This window comes from Bacillus cereus (assembly GCF_002567495.1).
Taxonomy (GTDB): Bacteria; Bacillota; Bacilli; order Bacillales; family Bacillaceae_G; genus Bacillus_A; species Bacillus_A cereus_AQ.
On record NZ_NVAP01000014.1, the window covers coordinates 18,398 to 36,959 of the forward strand.

Here is an 18,562-nt window from a genome sequence, read left to right on the forward strand (position 1 = left end):
CTATCAATAATTATTAGCTCACTCCCTTCTTGGAAAAACGTAAGTGTAATGCTTACGTTTTTTGTTTTGGTTTGAAATGCGGATAGTAAGGTGTCACATAATGGACATAATTTGTAATTGTTATAGCGATATCGAAATTTGTCTATTTATAATAGGAGAATTAGAAAGGGATTTTCGAAATGGTAGAGAAAATCTTTTTACAAGGAAAATTTTTATATTATGAAATGGATAGGGTGATTTAGGTGATTCGGGAGATCAATGTAGAAGATGCAGCATCATTTTTGCAATTAAGTAAGCAATTAGATGAAGAAACGAAGTTTATGTTATATGAACCAGGAGAAAGAAAAACTACAGCTGAGCAACAAGAAAAAATGATCCATCGATTTACAGAAAATGAATATGCAACAATATTTGTAGCAGTTGAAGATGAGAGGATAGTAGGTTTTATATTAGTGAATGGAAATAATATTCAAAGAAAGAGGCATGTGGCAACCATTGTAATTGGGATTTTGCAAGAATATAACGGGCGAGGTATTGGGACGAGATTGTTTAAAGAGGTTGAGAAGTGGGCAAAATTACATGATGTATGGCGTTTAGAATTAACAGTAATGGCCCACAATACAAGAGCTCAGGCACTATATAAAAAAGTTGGATTTGAGAAAGAAGGTGTCAAAAAAGCTGCTCTTATTATCGATGGAAAGGGTATCGATGAGTATGAAATGGCCAAATTATTAAAATAAGAGGTCGTTATATGAAAAAAAGATGGGCACTACTTGGTATCGTAGCGGTGATACTTATTGTTGGAGTAGCAGGAATTAATTATAAAATGTATAAGGATAAGCAGGCGCGAGAAGTAAGTGTAAATAACATATTTCCGAAAGCAAAAGAAACGATTGCTAATATGGATGGGGATATTGCGGTAATTAATAATCCGAATTCAATGCTTGTACTTGTGAATAAAAGTAGGCGTTTACCAGATGGGTATAGACCGCCAGATTTAGTTATTCCGAAAGTGCGCTATTCTAGTGAAGGTGATCAAGAAAAGAAAAAGATGAGAAAAGAGGCAGCGAGGGCGCTTGAGGATATGTTTCAGCAGGCTGATAAGGAGCGTATTTTCCTTTTTGCAGTTTCTGGATTTAGATCTTTCGATCGACAAAAAGCATTAAATACGATGTATAAAAAACAAGACGGAGAAGCAAAAACAGCAATGTCTAGTGCGGTTCCTGGCACAAGTGAACATCAAACTGGACTAGCTATGGATATTACGTCTCAAGCTGCTAAATTTCAGTTAGAGACAGTTTTTGGGGAAACGAAAGAAGGTCAGTGGCTTTCTGACAATGCCCATAAATTTGGTTTTGTGATTCGATACACAAAAGCGAAAGAGACGATTACGGGCTATCGGTATGAACCATGGCACGTAAGGTATGTGGGAAATCCACAAGCTACATATTTATATGATAATCAACTGACGCTTGAAGAAGTAACAGAGTGAACAATTGAGGGGAGAGACGTACAATGACGATGTTATATAAGAAAAAAGTACATGCATATATTACAAGAGAAAAAGAGGGGGTTATGCAATTACTTGTTTTTAAACATCGTGATATACATGAAGCTGGTATTCAAGTGCCAGGGGGAACAGTTGATGAAGGTGAAACGTTAGAAGCTGCTATATTGCGCGAAGTACAGGAAGAATCCGGGTTGCGTCATTTATGTATAGAGCGTTTCCTAGCAGATTACATTATACATGTGAAGGAAAAACAGGAATATGAAAAACGTCACTTTTTTCATGTAACTTTACTAACGGATGTAAAAGATACATGGGAGCATATAGTAAGTGCTGGTGATGAAGATCAAGGTTTAGCGTTTAGCTACGAATGGGTTAATATTGCAAAATGCCCTGAATTAGCAGGGAAACAAGGAGAGTTTTTACACTTATTAGATGGGATATGTGTAAAGTAATCAAAGAGTCTGAGGCGGAAGTTTATTCGTTTCAGACTCTTTTTATTTTTCGGGAAATTAAAGGCTTTTTGAATGGATAAATTGAATTTTTTTAAAGGGATATTAGTTTGGAATAGTTGGGGTGAAAAGATGAAAAAGTAAGGGTTATACGCAAAAAAATTACTATAAGGGAGAATATAAATGGAGATTCAGTTTAATCCAGTATTAAAAAAAGAATTAACAATTCATGATATACAAACCGAAATGGAATCTGGGCAGTTAACTTCAAAGGAATTAGTGATGTATTATCTCTATAGAATCGCAAAGTATGACCAAGACGGACCGAAAATCAATTCAATTTTAGAAATCAATCCAGATGCTATTTTTATTGCAGAAGCGTTAGATCATGAAAGAAAGACAAAGGGTGTAAGGGGTTCATTACATGGTATACCTGTTTTGCTTAAGGATAATATTGAGACAAATGACTCCATGCATACAAGCGCAGGTACGATTGCTTTAGAACAAAATATAAGTAGTGAAGATTCATTTCTCGTTACTAAACTGCGAGAAGCAGGGGCAGTGATAATAGGAAAAACGAATATGACAGAATTAGCAAATGCAATGTCTTTTGAAATGTGGGCTGGATATAGTGCAAGAGGTGGTCAAACAATCAATCCATACGGAACGGGTAAGGATGACATGTTTGTTGGTGGTTCAAGTACAGGCTCTGCGATAGCAGTTGCTGCTAACTTTACAGTAGTATCTATTGGGACAGAAACTGACGCTTCTATTTTGAGTCCGGCTGTTCAAAATTCTGTAGTTGGTATTAAACCGACTGTCGGTCTAATTAGTCGTAGAGGAATTATTCCATTCACTTATTCGCAAGATACAGCAGGGCCATTTGCTAGAACAGTAACAGATGCAGCTATTTTACTAGGGAGCTTAACTGGAGCGGATGAGAAAGATGCAGCAACTCGTAAAAGTGAAGGTAGAGCATATCAGGATTATACATCTTACCTTGCTGCTAATGGTTTAAATGGAGCGAAAATTGGTGTGTTTAACGACGCACCAAAAGATTATTACGAAAATGGTGAGTACGATGAAAAATTATTTAAAGAAACGATCCAAGTATTACGTAATGAGGGAGCGACAGTAGTAGAGAATATTGATATTCCTTCTTTTCATAGAGAATGGAGCTGGGGAGTTCCGCTTTATGAGCTGAAGCATAGTTTAGATAATTATCTTTCTAAATTACCTTCTACTATTCCGGTACATTCTATTTCAGAGTTAATGGAGTTTAATAAAAACATAGCAGAAAGAGCTTTAAAATATGGCCAAACTAAGTTAGAGGGAAGAAAAAAATTTCCTAATACGTTACGAAATCCAGAATATTTAAATGCAAGGTTAGAAGATATATATTTTTCTCAAGAACAAGGTATTGATTTTGCATTGGAAAAATATAATCTTGATGCGATACTGTTCCCTTCCTATATAGGTTCTACTATATGTGCAAAAGCAGGTTATCCGTCTATAGCAATACCTGCAGGGTATATGGAAAGTGGGAGACCTTTTGGAATTACGATTGCAAGCACTGCCTTTAGCGAAGGGATATTAATTAAATTAGCTTATGCTTTTGAACAAGCGACAAAGCATAGAAAAATCCCCAATTTATCATGAATAGAATAAACAAAAAGGACAGGGAACTCCTGTCCTTTTTGTTATAGTCATTAAAGTGAAATATCGTTCTGCTCTGTCTTATGATATTTTAATAAGCTAAAAGATAAACAAGCGGAACATAAAATAAGAATAGAAGCGATCATATAAATTGTACGAACACCGAACATATCAGTAATAATGCCAACGCTAAGCATAGAAAGACCAGAAGCTGTTGAAAGAAGGGCGCCAGGTGCTGTATACATTTTTGATAATAAAGAAGGGGCGACACTTGATTGTAAAACTGTCGTTTGAGAAATATCTCTAATTTGATAACATGGTCCCATTAGAACACATAGGAAAAGCGCAATAAATCCGCTACTTGTCATACTATATAAAAATGTAAGAATGCTAAACATAAGAGAGCCTATCGACATGGAGCGTATTAAATTGTTTTGAATATAGGAACTCATTTTCCATGCCAATAGACCACCGATTAACGTGCCAACATAATAACTTGTATTAATATATCCCCACCATTCCTCGCCTTTATGAAGGATAGTCGTAACATATGCCATTGTAATAGCACCAATCCATATTGTCCCTGCGAAAGTTTCAATTAAGTCCATATATGTAACGGTACGGAGAGAAGGGTTATGAAATAAGAGTTTCCAACCTTCCGATAAAGCAGTACTTTTTGAAGAGGGAGGATCTGCTATTCGTTCAGTATGTATGGTACGTAATGAAAAGTGTAATGCAATGCATCCAAAAATCATCAACATGTTATTAATCATGAGTGTAGATGTAGCGCAAATGAGAAGAACGATAACACTCGTAAATGAATAAGCGGCGGCTTGCGCAATTTGTGTTGAAAAGGAAAAGATACTATTTACTTTTACTAATTTACCTTTTGGTGTAAGGCGCGGAAGAATACCGTATAATAATGGAGCACTCCACCCACTACATAATGAAATGAAAAAAATAAAAGTTAATAGAGCTATAATGTTTGTGGATAAGATCGGGAACAAAATCATTAATAATAGTAAAAATACTGTTTTCAGCCATTGTAGCGTATATAACAACGTATAAGGTGGAAACCGATTTATTATTAGCGGTGCAGATATGTTAGCAATTAGATTTGTGATAACTTGTAATAGTGGAAAAAGAGCAGTAATAGTAGCTGATTTAGTTGCTATATAAATATGAGTTGTAATAATCATTACATATACGATGTCAGCGAGAGTAATGCATATTTTGGAACCTAAGTAGTAAGTTAGTGACTGGTTTTTCAATAAGAATACCACCTCTAAAAAAATAGTATTCAGTAATTAGAATAATTGTAATTTAAATATTAAAATTTTTAAAGAATTTAATTTTTTGTCACTTTTTGAAAGGGATTTTCATGTATAATGAAGAATATACTAATATAGTATTATATTAATAACCACTGTAACAGTGAATATGTACAATAGCTTGTAGCAAACGCCCAAGTGTAAGAAAGGGCGGATAAACCATTCTTTTCTTCATATACATATAGAAAATGAGAAAGAAAGTGAGGGTTGCATATGGCTGCTTGGGTAATTTGGTTTATAATAGCTGGTATTTTATTTATCGCAGAAATGTTGTCGATTACATTTTACATGCTTTGGCTTGGAATTGGAGCTGTTGTCGGAGGTCTTATTGCTTTGTTTGCTCCTGAAGCACTACTGTTACAAGTTACTGTTGGTGCAATTGTAAGTTTAACTTTGACATTCTTTACGAAAAGAATTTCAAAAAACTTTCGAGAAGCAAAAGGTTTTACTGATACAGTAGATATGCTTGTTGGTAAAAAAGGGATTGTTATGCAAGCGATTACAAATGAAGCGAATGGTATTGTGAAGGTGGATGGAGATACTTGGACAGCTATTGCAGATTCTTCAATTGATGCTGGAGAAAAAGTCGTTGTTATAAAGAGGCATAGTACTATATTACAAGTGAAAAAGGAGAGTGAATAAATATGGTAGCATTAACGTTAACGATTATATTCGCGCTAATTGTAGTAACATTTATCGCATTAACAATTAAAATTATTCCTCAGCAAAAAGTTGGGGTTGTTGAAAGATTTGGTAAGTTTCAACGTATAATGCACCCAGGGTTAAATATTTTAATCCCGATTGTAGATCGCGTTCGTGTATATCACGACTTACGTATTCAACAAACGAATGTACCGCCGCAAAAGGTAATTACGAAAGATAACGTGCAAGTAGAAATTGATACAATTATTTTCTATCAAATTGTTGAACCAGAACTTGCGACATATGGTATTTCAAACTATGAATATGGTGTTCGTAACATTACTTCTGCAACGATGCGTCAAATTATCGGTAAAATGGAACTGGATGAAACGTTATCTGGTCGTGAAAAAATTTCAACAGAAATTCGCTTAGCGCTTGACGAAGCAACAGAAAAATGGGGCGTACGTATTGAACGTGTCGAAGTTGTTGATATTAACCCGCCAAAAGATGTGCAAGCATCAATGGAAAAACAAATGAAGGCTGAGCGTAATAAACGTGCGATTATTTTAGAAGCAGAAGCTGCAAAACAAGATAAAGTCCTTCGTGCTGAAGGGGAAAAACAAAGTAAAATCTTGATGGCTGAAGGGGATAAAGAAGCGCGTATCCGCGAAGCTGAAGGTTTAAAAGAAGCGAAAGAATTAGAAGCACAAGGGGAAGCAAGAGCAATTGAAGAAATCGCAAAAGCAGAACAAAACCGTATTGAATTACTTCGTGAAGCAAATATAGATGAACGTATACTTGCTTATAAATCATTCGAATCATTAGCAGAAGTTGCAAAAGGACCAGCAAATAAAGTCTTTATTCCGTCTAATGCAATTGAAACACTTGGTACTCTTGGAGCGATTGGAGAAATCTTTAAAGAAAAAAAGGCGCAGAAGCTACCTTCAAATGATACAGGAAAAGAACAATAAGAGTGAGGGAGAGAAATGGGATGCCATTTCTCTTTTTTTGTGCGTATATTCCGAAAGGCTTGTACATATTCATGTATAAAGAAGGTGATACAGTGAAAAAGTATGCAACTCGAATACATGGGAAAAAACTAATTTCGTTACTCCTTTTATATGCGCTAATAGTAATTATGATAGCGTCGATTTTGACGTCACTTTTACATACAATGAAATCGAATTATGCGAATCAATGGTTTGGAAAAGTATCGATGCAAGGTTTTGTTCAAATGATAGAAAGTGAGAATCGCTATTACGGATTTGATTATTTTAAGCAGAATAAACGAGAGTCAGTTGGGAATTTAATGTTCTCTATTGCGACAGATTTGAAAATTAAAGATTTAAGAACATTTGTTGGTAAAGAAGTACCTGGTATGTCAAAGTATTATTCTAATATTATCGTAGCTGGGGAAGGGACAAACTTGACGAATATCCCAAATGAATCTAGTGTACCGATTGAAGAAGTAACGAAAGAGCGGGAAGTAGCAAAAGATAAGGTTACAGAAGCGGAAAAGAATAATCCAGTGCAAAAAAAGAACGGGACAAAAAAGGGAGAAAGCGCAGTGTATATTTACCATACACATAGCTGGGAATCATTTCTGCCGTTATTACCAGGGGCTACTGATCCATCGAGTCCAGATGTAAATGTGTCCTTACTAGGGGATCGTCTGAAAGAACAGCTAGAAGGACAAGGGATACCAGTAATTCATGATAAAACGAATATGGGTGATTTATTAGCGAGTAAAAAATGGAAATGGTATCAAGCATATAAAGCGTCTCATGGATATGTAAAAGAAACATTAGCACAAAATAATAAAATTGCGTTTCCGATTGATATACATCGTGATGATCAGCGGAAGAAGGTAACAACAAAAGTAATTAATGGGAAGTCATATGCAAGATTATACTTTATTATTGGAATGGAAAATGGAAATCATACAGAAAATGAAAAAATTGCAAGGGCAATCAATAGTTATATAGATGAAAATTATTATGGATTAAGTAGAGGGATATTCCCAAAATATAAAAAAGACGGCGATGGTGTTTATAATCAAGACTTATCTAAAAATGCTATGTTAATCGAAGTTGGTGGTATAGATAATACGTTAGATGAACTCTATAATACGATTGATGTGTTAACAGAAGCGTTTAGTAAATATTACTGGAATAATGCAGAGAAAGTGAATGGGTGAGGGACGGGAGACCGTTCCTTTTTGTTTTTAAATAATTAAAATATGGTATAATTAAATTTTGTGAATATTGAATAAAGGGGAGAGGAACATGCAAATACTACTAATACGCCACGGAGAATCTGAAGCAGACATTTTACATGTACATGAAGGCCGGGCTGATTTTGAGTTGACGGACAAAGGGAGACAACAAGTACAAAGACTTGTCCAGAAAGTGAAAAAGGATTTTGCACCAGATTTCATTTGGACAAGCACATTAAAACGCGCTCGCGAAACTGGTGAAACATTAGCGGAAGCAATTGGTTGTCCAATTCAATTAGAGGAGGAATTAATGGAATTTAATAATGGAATACAAGCCGGCTTATCATTTGAAGAAGCAAAGAAATATCCAGAGCCAAAGTTTCTTCATGACCGTTTTGAAAACGGAGAGTCATTTATTGAGTTTCGGATGAGAATAGAAGGAATCTTTTCTAAAATTGTGACAGAGAATACATATGATCGAATTGCGATTGTTGCACACGGCGGTGTAATAAATAGTATATTACGTGCGTTTTTCAAAATGCCAATTTCAATGGACTACTATTTTAGAATTGGGGATACGGGAATGAGTTTACTTGAAATTGAGGGTGAACAAAAAACGGTACATTTCATTAATGATACGAATCATTTGGCCGGGATGTAAAGACTTATGTACAAAGTTGTATTTTTCGATGTTGACGGTACGTTACTAAGTGAGATTGATAGAAGTATGCACGAAAGTACAAAAGAAGCGATACGAAGGTTAATAGATAATGGAGTTCATGTAGTTGTTACAACTGGAAGACCATATAGTTTATGCTCACAATTTAAGGAACTAGGCATACATACGTTTATTTCAGCAAATGGTGCACATATAAAATGTGGGGAAGAAGTTATACATAAATCAGTACTTTCAAGCGAAATCGTTCATGATATTTCAAATTTTGCTGAATTACATGGTCACAGTGTTTCTTACTTTACAGAAGAATTTGTAATGAATAATATTGCCTCAAAAGATGAACGTGTAATACGAGCATTACACGAAACTTTAAATTTAGAGCAGTATCCTGACAAAGTTAGAAACTTGTCAGATGAGATGTATTGCATATGTTTGTATGCTGATGAAACAGAAGCTCAAAAATTCTTAGAAAGATATCCAGCACTTACGTTTGAACGCTTTCATGGTTACGTTATGAATGTGTTGGAAGATAGTAAAGTATCGAAGCTAACTGGAATTCAAAAAGTATTGGAACATCTAAATATTTGTAAATCAGAAGCCATTGCTTTTGGCGACGGTAGAAATGATATTGAGATGTTGCAGTATGTAGGATTAGGAATTGCGATGGGGAATGGTGGAGAGGAGTTAAAGGGCAGGGCTGATTTTGTGACGAAGAAATCAAGCGAAGGTGGTATTGCTTTTGCTTTGAAGAAACTGAAGATTATATGAAAGGATATCTTTATTCAAATAAAGATATCCTAGGATCTTTAGCGTGCTCACATAATAAAAGATGAATTTGTCCACGATGATGATAAAAGTGTACAACGATTTCAAGTAACCATTCAAAGCGCGAATAAGAAATACCCCAATAGGCAGTCATAACTTCTGCTAATTCTGCTTGGGAGTAGGAAAGAAATGTTTTAGAGAGAAGGTTGTATCCTTCAATCATCGTTTGTTGCATGTGAGCAATTGTTACGGGCGTATGTTTTATATAAAAGGTATGTAATTCTTTTTCTGGAATACCATTTAAAATGAGTAAATCAGCATGGCAAATAAGAGAAAGATGTGCACACATTTCAAATAATGATCGTTTTGAGTGAATCGGTTGTATTGTTAAATCGTTTTCACTATATTGGTTAAGCATATGAATAGAAGTATCAATAGCAACTTTTAGTTGATGCAATGCAGATTGAACAAACATTGTAATTCTCCTCGTCTCCGTATATAATAGTTTCTTGAGGATATCATATCATACTCAAAATTCCGAAAATTCTAGTAGTTTGACTAGCATAATGAAAAGTATTATATTGTAAAAGGTCATATGAAACGTGAAATAGAATGGAATGCAATTATTGAGTTAGGAGTTAGACCAATGAGTTTGAAATATGGAAGAGATACAATTGTAGAAATTGACTTAAATGCTGTAAAACATAATGTAAAAGAATTTAAAAAACATGTAAATGATGAAGAAATTAAGATGATGGCTGCTGTAAAAGCGAATGGGTATGGCCATGGGGCAGTTGAAGTTGCCAAAGCTGCAATTGAAGCAGGAATAAATCAACTTGCAGTTGCATTTGTAGATGAAGCAATAGAATTAAGAGAAGCAGGAATTACTGTGCCGATTTTAATTTTAGGATACACACCAGTAGCGGCTGTAGAAGATGTAATTCAATATGACGTTATGATGACTGTTTATAGAGTAGAAGATTTACATGGTATAAATGAAATTGCAAACCGTCTTCAAAAGAAAGTACAAATTCAAGTGAAAATTGATACAGGAATGAGCCGTATCGGCTTACAAGAAGAAGAGGTTAAACCATTTTTAGCAGAATTAAACCGTATGGAGTATGTAGAGGTAGTAGGGATATTTACGCATTACTCTACGGCAGATGAAATCGATAAATCATATACGAATATGCAAACAAGTTTATTTGAAAAAGCTGTTAATACAGCAAAAGAATTAGGAATTCAAATACCATATATTCATAGTTCAAATAGTGCAGGATCAATGGAATTAAGTAACACATTTCAAAATATGGTACGCGTTGGAATAGGAGTGTACGGTATGTATCCGTCAAAAGAAGTGGATCATACAGTCGTTTCTTTACAGCCTGCGTTGTCGTTAAAATCAAAAGTAGCCCATATTAAACATGCAAAGAAGAATCGCGGTGTAAGTTATGGGAATACGTATGTAACAACTGGTGAAGAATGGATTGCGACTGTACCAATTGGTTATGCTGATGGTTATAATCGTCAATTATCCAATAAAGGCCATGCGTTAATTAACGGGGTTCGAGTACCTGTTATCGGCCGTGTTTGTATGGATCAGCTCATGTTAGATGTTTCAGAAGCAATGCCAGTACAAGTAGGAGACGAAGTAGTATTCTACGGTAAACAAGGCGATGAGAAAATTGCAGTAGAAGAAATAGCGGATATGTTAGGTACAATAAACTATGAAGTTACATGTATGCTAGATAGAAGAATTCCGCGTGTCTATAAAGAAAATGACGAAACAACTGCAGTTGTAAATATATTAAGAAAAAACTGAATCGTTTTGATTCAGTTTTTTTATTTTTGGCAAGTGAAAAACGCTCTATTTGTACCGTGGAATTGAATGTTCTTAAAACCTACGGATTCCAATGAAGAAATTATTTCTTCATTGGAATAACAGGCTTCTTCAAAAGAAAAGTCACTTCTTGTCCAATTATTATCTATGTCATGTTGAAATAGTATAAAGTTCATTTCTGCTTTTTTATTTTCATTATCATATGTAGAATCAATTGTACAAACATATTCTTTCTCTGAAATATGAAACGAAGCACTCCAGTTTTCAAGAAATCCTTTTTCCGTATTCATATCAAATGTGAATATACCCTCGTTATGTAATACGGAGTAAACGTTGTGAAACACACTTTTTAGTTCATCTAAATTCATAATATGGTTTAAGCTATCACCGGCAGAGAGAACATAGTGGAAATGCTCATTTATATTGAAATAGCGAGCATCATCGACGATAAAGGTTGCATCTGGCGCATTTTCACGTGCGTATTCAATCATTTGAGTAGAACCATCTATACCAGTTACTACAAAATTATGATCAAGTAGTTTCCTAGTAAGATGACCAGTCCCACAGCAAAGATCTAAAATATGAGAACGTGGTTGTGCATATTGTAAAACGAGTTTTTCAAAAGCTAGATAGGAGTGTTCGGCAAAATGCCCCCAATGTTTATTATAAACAGATGCGAAAATATCATAATCAGAATAAATAAGTTTTCTAGACATAAATAACTTCCTTGCTATTCATTAAATTATAATAATCATGCTTCGTTTTAATTTCAAAACCACATTGTGTATATAGTTTTAAAGCATGGTTATTTTTCGTTTCGACGTCTAATTCAATTGTTGAAGCTCCTTCTGTAATAAGGGTATGTACCATATAACTAAGAATATCTTTTCCGTATCCTTTACCTTGATAAGAAGGATGAACGGCGAATCCTGATAGTGTAGTAGATTGTTCTTGCTCAGAAACTGTAATCGTTCCTATCATTTTTTCATCGGCAAGAGCACTGTAAACTTTATGAGAAGATGAAGTCATCATTTTTTGTAACCATGTAGCCGTATTTTCTACTGAACCACCAAAAGCTTTACTAGAAATTTCAACAAGGTCAAGAAGTGCTTCTGAAGGTGCAGGGGTAAGCTGTATAGTATTCGTCGTTGTTTTTTGAATTTCGTTTGTTTTGAACTCCATACTATATTCACTATATAAATACGGTAACTTCATATGTTTTGCAAATTCATTCCCAGAAATAGAATCCCCATTGATAATAAGAAGAGCTTCATCCGCCTCTCTATTTTGAATTTCCTTCATTGCAGTTTGTAAAAGGTTAGCTCCGAAATGTTGTTTTCTAAAATGAGGATGTACAAAGCCTATTAGTTCAAGCTTTGTTGGTCTTTCGAAATCATACATATTTAAAGCGCCAATTAATTGAGTACCGTTATAAAGAAGAAAATCGTTTATATGATCTTCATTTCGATTTTTTAAAAAGTTGATATGTAAATCTGAAGAGTAATCAAGATTGTCATGTTGCCCACAAATATAAGCCAAATCCTTCATTTGCTGTATTTCACTTTCTGTTACAGAACGTTTTTTCCGAATATCCATTGTATAATCCCTCTCATTCGTATTTAAAAATAGGATGGGTGACATAACCATTTCTTTAATTCCACACTACCTTGCACAGATAACAGTCGGTATAAATAACGATAAGGCTGTCTACATTCTTCTAGATGGGGAATAGACATAATTGTTTCGTAACCACTTTTAAAGGCATGAGCTTCTTTTTCGGTAAGTACATATTCTAGTCCGATAAAATCAAGCTCTCGCGGAGCAACTGCGTAAGCTTCAGTATCTACTAAACCCGTAATAGTTGTACCGTCAGATGAAAATTGAGTAGGATCCATATCAATTAAGACGAGTGTAGATTCTTTTGGTATGGATAGGGAAGAAAGTTGTGATTCAAAAGTAGGAAAAGCATTTTGGATGCTTTCATCATCGGAATAAAACATATTCACAAGCTCTTTACTCACGTTTAAAATATGTGATTGGAATTCATCTAGTGGAACTTGGAACGTGCCTGACGGATTTCCGATGAAATCGGCTTTAAACTTATGTATTTCTGCAAGTCCTTTTCCTAGGCTAAATAAAATAGAATCTGGTTGCCCGATAAAAGATTGAACGGTGTTACCTACTAATTTTTCGGCAACAACGAATTCTCGGTCATTTAAAATATGTTTTTCTAATATTGTTGGGATAGGAAGATTCGTATGTTCTTGTAGCAATGTATGTACCGTTTCTAAATGATGTACATTCCTCGGATCAATTCCAAATAGATTTTTACATCCCCACCAAAAATCATTATTTGGTTCTTCATACATTTTAGAAGAACGAACGATAACTTCTTTATCTTCTGTTCGGACGAGAAAAACATCGCTTGCATGATCTTCATAGCCTGGGTGCAAGGCTTGAACGGATAGAATAGGGGAATTGAATAGTTGTTGTAACATGAAAAGACTCCTTTTTCTGTAAATTCTATAAATTTATTATATAACAGATGATGTGTTATGGGGATAAAGATAAAAGGATTGAAATCATAGTTATATTTATAGTCAAAACTCATTAAAAATATTATATTTCTCCATTTTTGTATGAATTGTCAAAAAAATAAGAGTGATAATATTTGAATGTAAAGCTCGTATCTTTAAAGCTATGAAGAGTAAAAGTAGAATTAAGCATTCATTTATCGCGCTATTCGCTGGGCAGTAAGACCCCCACCTCAAAATTCAGTGAAAGCAAAGAAGTTAGGGGGAGCGGGATGTCCGTAAAATCCCGATTGGTGGGGGCTGATAATCAGTGAGGGATGAACAAAACCCCTATTGATTAAAGTTTTTACTTTATAAAATTGTGAATCATATTAATGTAGACTATAGAAAATATTTCTCAATAATAAAAGGAAGAGAAAAGCATGAAGAAGTAGAATGAATTCATTTATAATAGATTTAAATTAATTAATATGATTAATTGTTAACTTTATTATATTAACTGGATAGGAGAGAATGTTATGGCAAATGTACTCGTAATAAATTTCCCTGGAGAAGGTCATATTAATCCGACTTTAGCTATTGTAAGTGAGTTAATCCAGCGAGGAGAAACAGTTGTTTCGTATTGTATTGAAGATTATAGAAAGAAGATTGAAGCAACAGGTGCGGAATTCCGAGTGTTTGAGAATTTTCTCTCTCAAATTAATATTATGGAACGAGTAAATGAAGGCGGGAGTCCTTTGACGATGCTATCTCATATGATTGAAGCATCAGAGCGTATTGTTACTCAAATTGTAGAAGAAACAAAAGAGGAAAAGTATGATTACTTAATATACGATAATCATTTTCCAGTAGGACGTATTATAGCAAATGTTTTACAATTACCTAGCGTTTCTTCTTGTACAACGTTTGCTTTTAATCAGTACGTTACTTTTAATGATGAACAAGAATCGAGACAAGTAGATGAAACGAATCCATTATATCAATCTTGTTTAGCGGGAATGGAAAGATGGAATAAGCAATATGGAATGAAATGTAATAGTATGTATGATATTATGAACCATCCTGGTGATATGACGATTGTATATACTTCAAAAGAATATCAGCCGCGTTCAGATGTATTCGATGAATCGTATAAGTTTGTCGGTCCATCAATTGCTACTCGAAAAGAAGTAGGCAGTTTTCCTATTGAGGAATTAAAAAATGAAAAAGTGATTTTTATTTCTATGGGAACAGTTTTTAATGAACAACCTGCGTTATATGAAAAATGTTTTGAAGCGTTTAAAGATGTAGAAGCGACAGTCGTATTAGTTGTTGGTAAGAAGATAAATATAAATCAATTTGAAAATATTCCGAATAACTTTAAGTTGTATAATTATGTCCCGCAATTAGAAGTATTACAGCATGCTGATGTATTCGTGACACACGGTGGTATGAATAGTTCGAGCGAAGCGTTATATTACGGTGTTCCATTAGTTGTAATTCCGGTAACAGGAGATCAGCCATTAGTTGCAAAACGATTGACTGAAGTAGGGGCAGGCATAAGACTTAATCGTAACGAGTTAACCTCTGAATTGTTACGTGAGACTGTAAAGAAAGTAATGGATGATGTGACGTTTAAGGAAAATAGTCGTAAAGTGGGAGAGTCACTTAGAAATGCTGGTGGATATCAAAGGGCAGTTGAGGCAATATTTAAATTAAAAATGAAGCCGTATGTAAAAATTGAATAGATGTTAAAAACACACTTACTTTTAATTTGTAAGTGTGTTTCTAGTATTACGCGCTAAATGTGTTACATAAAAATAGCGATAAAGGTGAAACTTTTGTGTATATAAACTGATATCTTTGTCTTAGCAGAAAAATTACGTTAAAATAATACTAAGAAAATATATAAGCTTTGGGGGTAATGAATGAAGAAAGTATTTGAATACGTATTATTAACAATTGGCTCAATTATAGTAGCGGGTTCATTGGAGCTTATTTTAGCACCTAATGGATTAGTAGATGGCGGGGTAACGGCTATTGCTATTATGGCAAATAAAGTTGCAGGATTGCCGCTTTATGGAGTGTTCTTAGGAATTAATATCCCGATTTTATTATTTACTGCAAAAGTAATGGGAAAGAAGTTTTTTATCCGTACATCTTATGCAAATGTAGTTACAACACTCGGATTAATTTATTTAAAACCATTTCCAGCGATTACAACTTCTGAATTATTAATTGTACTTTATGGCGGAGTTCTATTTGGTGTTGGAGTTGGGATTGTAGTAAAAATGGGCGGAGCAATTGATGGATCAGAAATGTTAGCTGTTTGGATGAATAAACATTTTAAAGTGCCGATTAGTACATTTTTACTTGCTGTAAATGCAGTTATTTTCATCTTTGTTGCCATTTTATTTTCAATTGAACAAGCGATGTTCTCATTAGCAATTTTCTATATTGTTACGAAGATGATTGATTTCATATTAGATGGTATTAACCAAGGTAAGAGCGTCATGATTATTTCTGCTAAAAATAAAGAAATAGGCGATTTACTTATGAAAGAATTACAAGTATCTGTTACGTATCTACATGGAGAAGGTGGTTTTTTAGGAGAGCATAAGAGAATCATTTATTGTATTACAAACCGTTTCATTTATTCAAAAATGAAAGATCTCGTTCTCTCTGTAGATCCAACCGCTATAATTGAAGCTTCCTATTCAACAGAAACAACTGGTGTGAAGCGTCCGGGAAGGACTGCTCGATCAGGTGAATAACTAGAAGAAGGCTGTCTATAGAAACAGCCTTCTTTTTTATATTTCGCCGAAGTACCTCTATATTTGAAAATACCAATGTAAATTCCACTTACTAGTATAGTAAATGTCAGCAATCTCCCTTTTAACTAGGAAACCAAGCGTCTTTCAATAATGTAACCAACGTTTCAATTTTATTTTCCGGAATACTCCCAAAACCGAGTAATACGTATGATTCCTTACGTAAATCATTCACGAAATCATATGGAGAAAATGGGTATAATTTAACGCTTTGTTTTTTAGCAGATTGAATCAGTTCGTCTTCATTCATACTGTTATGGACACATAAAACAATATGAAGTCCGGATTGCTCGCCAAGTATTTGAACAGTAGTCCCCATTTCTTTCGTAATGGATTTTACTAATGCATGATGTTTTCTTTTATATAGTGTACGACTCCGATTAAGGTGACGTTCCCAATTACCGCTTTGTATAAAGTTAGCAAAAGCAAGTTGTTGTATTGTAGCGACGGTTTGCTTAAAAATGCCATGTAGTTCTTGATATATTTTTAAAAGATGTGGTGGTAAAACAACATATCCCATTCGTAAAGAAGGTAAAAAAGATTTTGAGAAAGTCCCCATATAAATAACGCGTTCATTTGAATCAAGACTTTGTAAAGAAGGAATCGGCTTACCAGCGTAGCGAAACTCCCCGTCATAGTCATCTTCAATAATGTATCCGTTGCAATCATTGGCCCACTTTAACAATTCTATTCTTCTAGATAAAGGCATAATGATCCCGAGTGGAAATTGGTGTGATGGCGTAACGTATGCGACATTGGAATTTGTATTGTGTAAGCTAGAAATATGAATCCCTTTTTCATCCAATGGTATGGGATGAATTTGTCGATCACAGCTTTTAATGATTGCGTGTATACGGTGAAATCCAGGATTTTCAATGCCGTATTCTTTTGTAGGACCAAGCAGTTGAAGTAGTAGCCAGAGAAGTGGCTGCGTTCCGGCACCGATAATAATTTGATCAGGTGAAGAATGTACACCACGAGAGTGATATAAATAAGTTGATATATGTTCTCGAAGAGCGAACTCACCTTGAGGGTCTTCTTTGGCAAATAGTGCATTTTCGTATGTAAGTATGGATTCTTGTAATGCTCGTTTCCAATTTGTAATCGGAAAAGCAGTTTGATCAATAAGCCCTTGGCTACAATCATATTCAAATTGTTCTTCTATTAAATGGTTCATCTTCTTTGCTGTATTTCGTTTTTTATTTGGGATAACGTCAATATCGAAGTTTGCCACAAAAATACCGCGTTTCGGTTTGCTTTCTACATAACCTTCAGCTAATAATTGTTGATAAGCTGATTCAACAGTAATACGGCTAATATTAAGTTGTGATGCTAAATTTCTGTGTGAGGGTAGACGTGTGCCAACAGAAATAGTACCTTGTATAATTTCAGATTTTATATATTCGTAAATTTGCAAGTAAATAGGTGTGTTACTTTGTAATTGCAATGGGATAGTAAAATCCATGTTAAAAACTCTCCTTTAAAACTGGCCTTATAAAAAATACTTAAACTGTCACTTAAGTGAAGGGCAGTTGCTTTCTATACTAATGATATAACATTTAGAAAGTTATTTAAATAGTTAGGGGAGAGTTGAAAATGAATGTTAAAGAAGTAGTAACAGAAGAACAATTACATGAAGTATTACCTGTTTTACAGCGATTACGAACACAACTTTCAAAAGAGGAAACAAGCACTTTATTTCGAAAAATGAAGAAAGAAAATTATCAATTATTTTCGTTACGTAATGAAGATGCTGAAGTTGTTAGCCTTGCAGGTGTAGCGATTTGTACGAACTTTTATAATAAGAAGCACGTTTTCGTATATGACCTTGTAACGGCAGACGCGCATCGTTCAAAAGGACATGGAAATGTATTACTTTCGTATATAGAGAACTGGGGAAAGGAAAACGGATGTGAGTCTATCGTCCTCACATCAGCATTTGCAAGAATTGATGCTCATCGTTTTTATGAAAGAGAAGGGTATGATAAAGTGAGTTATTCCTTTCTTAAAGAATTATAAATAATAAGAAGAAGCTGCCCAGAAAAAGTTGGGAACAGCTTCTTCTTATTTATCAAGTTATTATTGAAACGTAAATAGGTTGTAAGTTACGGTATACGTATCGGAAAAGGCTATA

19 protein-coding genes are annotated in these 18,562 nt (G+C 34.4%); 13 read left to right on the forward strand and 6 right to left on the reverse strand.

The window, feature by feature from the left end; genetic code table 11:
- Positions 1-242: 242 nt before the first annotated feature.
- From COK05_RS07025 to COK05_RS07040, 4 genes are all read left to right on the forward strand, one after another.
- Complete coding sequence (locus COK05_RS07025) at positions 243-740, forward strand: GNAT family N-acetyltransferase (RefSeq protein WP_098612007.1); 498 nt, start codon at positions 243-245, stop codon at positions 738-740.
- An 11-nt stretch (positions 741-751) separates the two neighbouring features.
- Positions 752-1,492: a M15 family metallopeptidase gene (locus COK05_RS07030; RefSeq protein ID WP_098612008.1), complete on the forward strand. Its 741-nt coding sequence runs from the start codon at positions 752-754 to the stop codon at positions 1,490-1,492.
- A 23-nt stretch (positions 1,493-1,515) separates the two neighbouring features.
- A complete protein-coding gene (locus COK05_RS07035; RefSeq protein ID WP_098612009.1) occupies positions 1,516-1,962 on the forward strand; it encodes an NUDIX hydrolase in 447 nt (148 codons plus the stop codon).
- 180 nt (positions 1,963-2,142) lie between these two features.
- Positions 2,143-3,618: an amidase family protein gene (locus COK05_RS07040; protein WP_098612010.1), complete on the forward strand. Its 1,476-nt coding sequence runs from the start codon at positions 2,143-2,145 to the stop codon at positions 3,616-3,618.
- 50 nt (positions 3,619-3,668) lie between these two features.
- Here COK05_RS07040 and COK05_RS07045 read toward each other — a convergent pair whose 3' ends face one another.
- Entirely contained in the window at positions 3,669-4,886 is a 1,218-nt protein-coding gene (locus COK05_RS07045) for an MFS transporter (RefSeq protein ID WP_141538933.1), read from the reverse strand.
- Between the two features lie 273 nt (positions 4,887-5,159).
- Between COK05_RS07045 and COK05_RS07050 the strand changes: the two genes are divergently transcribed.
- From COK05_RS07050 to COK05_RS07070, 5 genes are all read left to right on the forward strand, one after another.
- On the forward strand, positions 5,160-5,588 hold the full coding sequence (locus COK05_RS07050; RefSeq protein WP_098612012.1) for an NfeD family protein: 429 nt from the start codon (positions 5,160-5,162) through the stop codon (positions 5,586-5,588).
- 2 nt (positions 5,589-5,590) lie between these two features.
- Positions 5,591-6,559, forward strand: coding sequence for an SPFH domain-containing protein (locus COK05_RS07055; RefSeq protein WP_098612013.1), 969 nt, complete (start codon positions 5,591-5,593; stop codon positions 6,557-6,559).
- Positions 6,560-6,579: 20 nt separating this feature from the next.
- Positions 6,580-7,785 carry a stage II sporulation protein P gene (gene spoIIP / locus COK05_RS07060; protein ID WP_306482866.1) on the forward strand — a complete coding sequence of 402 codons (1,206 nt, stop codon included), beginning with the start codon at positions 6,580-6,582 and terminating at the stop codon, positions 7,783-7,785.
- A gap of 88 nt (positions 7,786-7,873) precedes the next feature.
- Positions 7,874-8,464, forward strand: a complete 591-nt coding sequence (locus tag COK05_RS07065; RefSeq protein WP_098612014.1) for a histidine phosphatase family protein — start codon at positions 7,874-7,876, stop codon at positions 8,462-8,464.
- A 6-nt stretch (positions 8,465-8,470) separates the two neighbouring features.
- Positions 8,471-9,247: a Cof-type HAD-IIB family hydrolase gene (locus COK05_RS07070; protein ID WP_098612015.1), complete on the forward strand. Its 777-nt coding sequence runs from the start codon at positions 8,471-8,473 to the stop codon at positions 9,245-9,247.
- Positions 9,248-9,257: 10 nt separating this feature from the next.
- Here the strand turns inward: COK05_RS07070 and COK05_RS07075 are convergent, their stop codons facing one another.
- Positions 9,258-9,719 (reverse strand): DinB family protein, encoded by a 462-nt coding sequence (locus tag COK05_RS07075; protein ID WP_098612016.1) that lies wholly within the window; start codon positions 9,717-9,719, stop codon positions 9,258-9,260.
- 171 nt (positions 9,720-9,890) lie between these two features.
- Between COK05_RS07075 and alr the strand changes: the two genes are divergently transcribed.
- A complete protein-coding gene (gene alr, locus COK05_RS07080) occupies positions 9,891-11,066 on the forward strand; it encodes an alanine racemase (protein ID WP_098612068.1) in 1,176 nt (391 codons plus the stop codon).
- A gap of 20 nt (positions 11,067-11,086) precedes the next feature.
- On the opposite strand, the gene COK05_RS07085 is transcribed toward alr, so the two are convergent.
- The 3 genes from COK05_RS07085 to COK05_RS07095 are packed head-to-tail and all read right to left on the reverse strand — an operon-like array spanning position 11,087 to position 13,582.
- Positions 11,087-11,800: a class I SAM-dependent DNA methyltransferase gene (locus COK05_RS07085; protein WP_098612017.1), complete on the reverse strand. Its 714-nt coding sequence runs from the start codon at positions 11,798-11,800 to the stop codon at positions 11,087-11,089.
- Positions 11,793-12,680, reverse strand: a complete 888-nt coding sequence (locus COK05_RS07090; protein WP_098612018.1) for a GNAT family N-acetyltransferase — start codon at positions 12,678-12,680, stop codon at positions 11,793-11,795. Before COK05_RS07090 ends, COK05_RS07085 begins: the two co-directional genes overlap by 8 nt.
- Before the next feature lie 23 nt (positions 12,681-12,703).
- A complete protein-coding gene (locus tag COK05_RS07095; RefSeq protein WP_098612019.1) occupies positions 12,704-13,582 on the reverse strand; it encodes a nitrate reductase in 879 nt (292 codons plus the stop codon).
- Positions 13,583-14,136: 554 nt separating this feature from the next.
- Here COK05_RS07095 and COK05_RS07100 point away from each other — a divergent pair.
- Together COK05_RS07100 and COK05_RS07105 are read left to right on the forward strand one after the other, a co-directional pair.
- Complete coding sequence (locus COK05_RS07100) at positions 14,137-15,345, forward strand: macrolide family glycosyltransferase (RefSeq protein ID WP_098612020.1); 1,209 nt, start codon at positions 14,137-14,139, stop codon at positions 15,343-15,345.
- A 180-nt stretch (positions 15,346-15,525) separates the two neighbouring features.
- Positions 15,526-16,371 carry a YitT family protein gene (locus COK05_RS07105; RefSeq protein WP_098612021.1) on the forward strand — a complete coding sequence of 282 codons (846 nt, stop codon included), beginning with the start codon at positions 15,526-15,528 and terminating at the stop codon, positions 16,369-16,371.
- 121 nt (positions 16,372-16,492) lie between these two features.
- Here COK05_RS07105 and pdxR read toward each other — a convergent pair whose 3' ends face one another.
- Positions 16,493-17,893: a MocR-like pyridoxine biosynthesis transcription factor PdxR gene (pdxR, locus tag COK05_RS07110; RefSeq protein WP_098612022.1), complete on the reverse strand. Its 1,401-nt coding sequence runs from the start codon at positions 17,891-17,893 to the stop codon at positions 16,493-16,495.
- 131 nt (positions 17,894-18,024) lie between these two features.
- On the opposite strand from pdxR, the gene COK05_RS07115 reads away from it, so the two are divergent.
- Complete coding sequence (locus COK05_RS07115; RefSeq protein WP_098612023.1) at positions 18,025-18,447, forward strand: GNAT family N-acetyltransferase; 423 nt, start codon at positions 18,025-18,027, stop codon at positions 18,445-18,447.
- Positions 18,448-18,562: the final 115 nt, after the last annotated feature.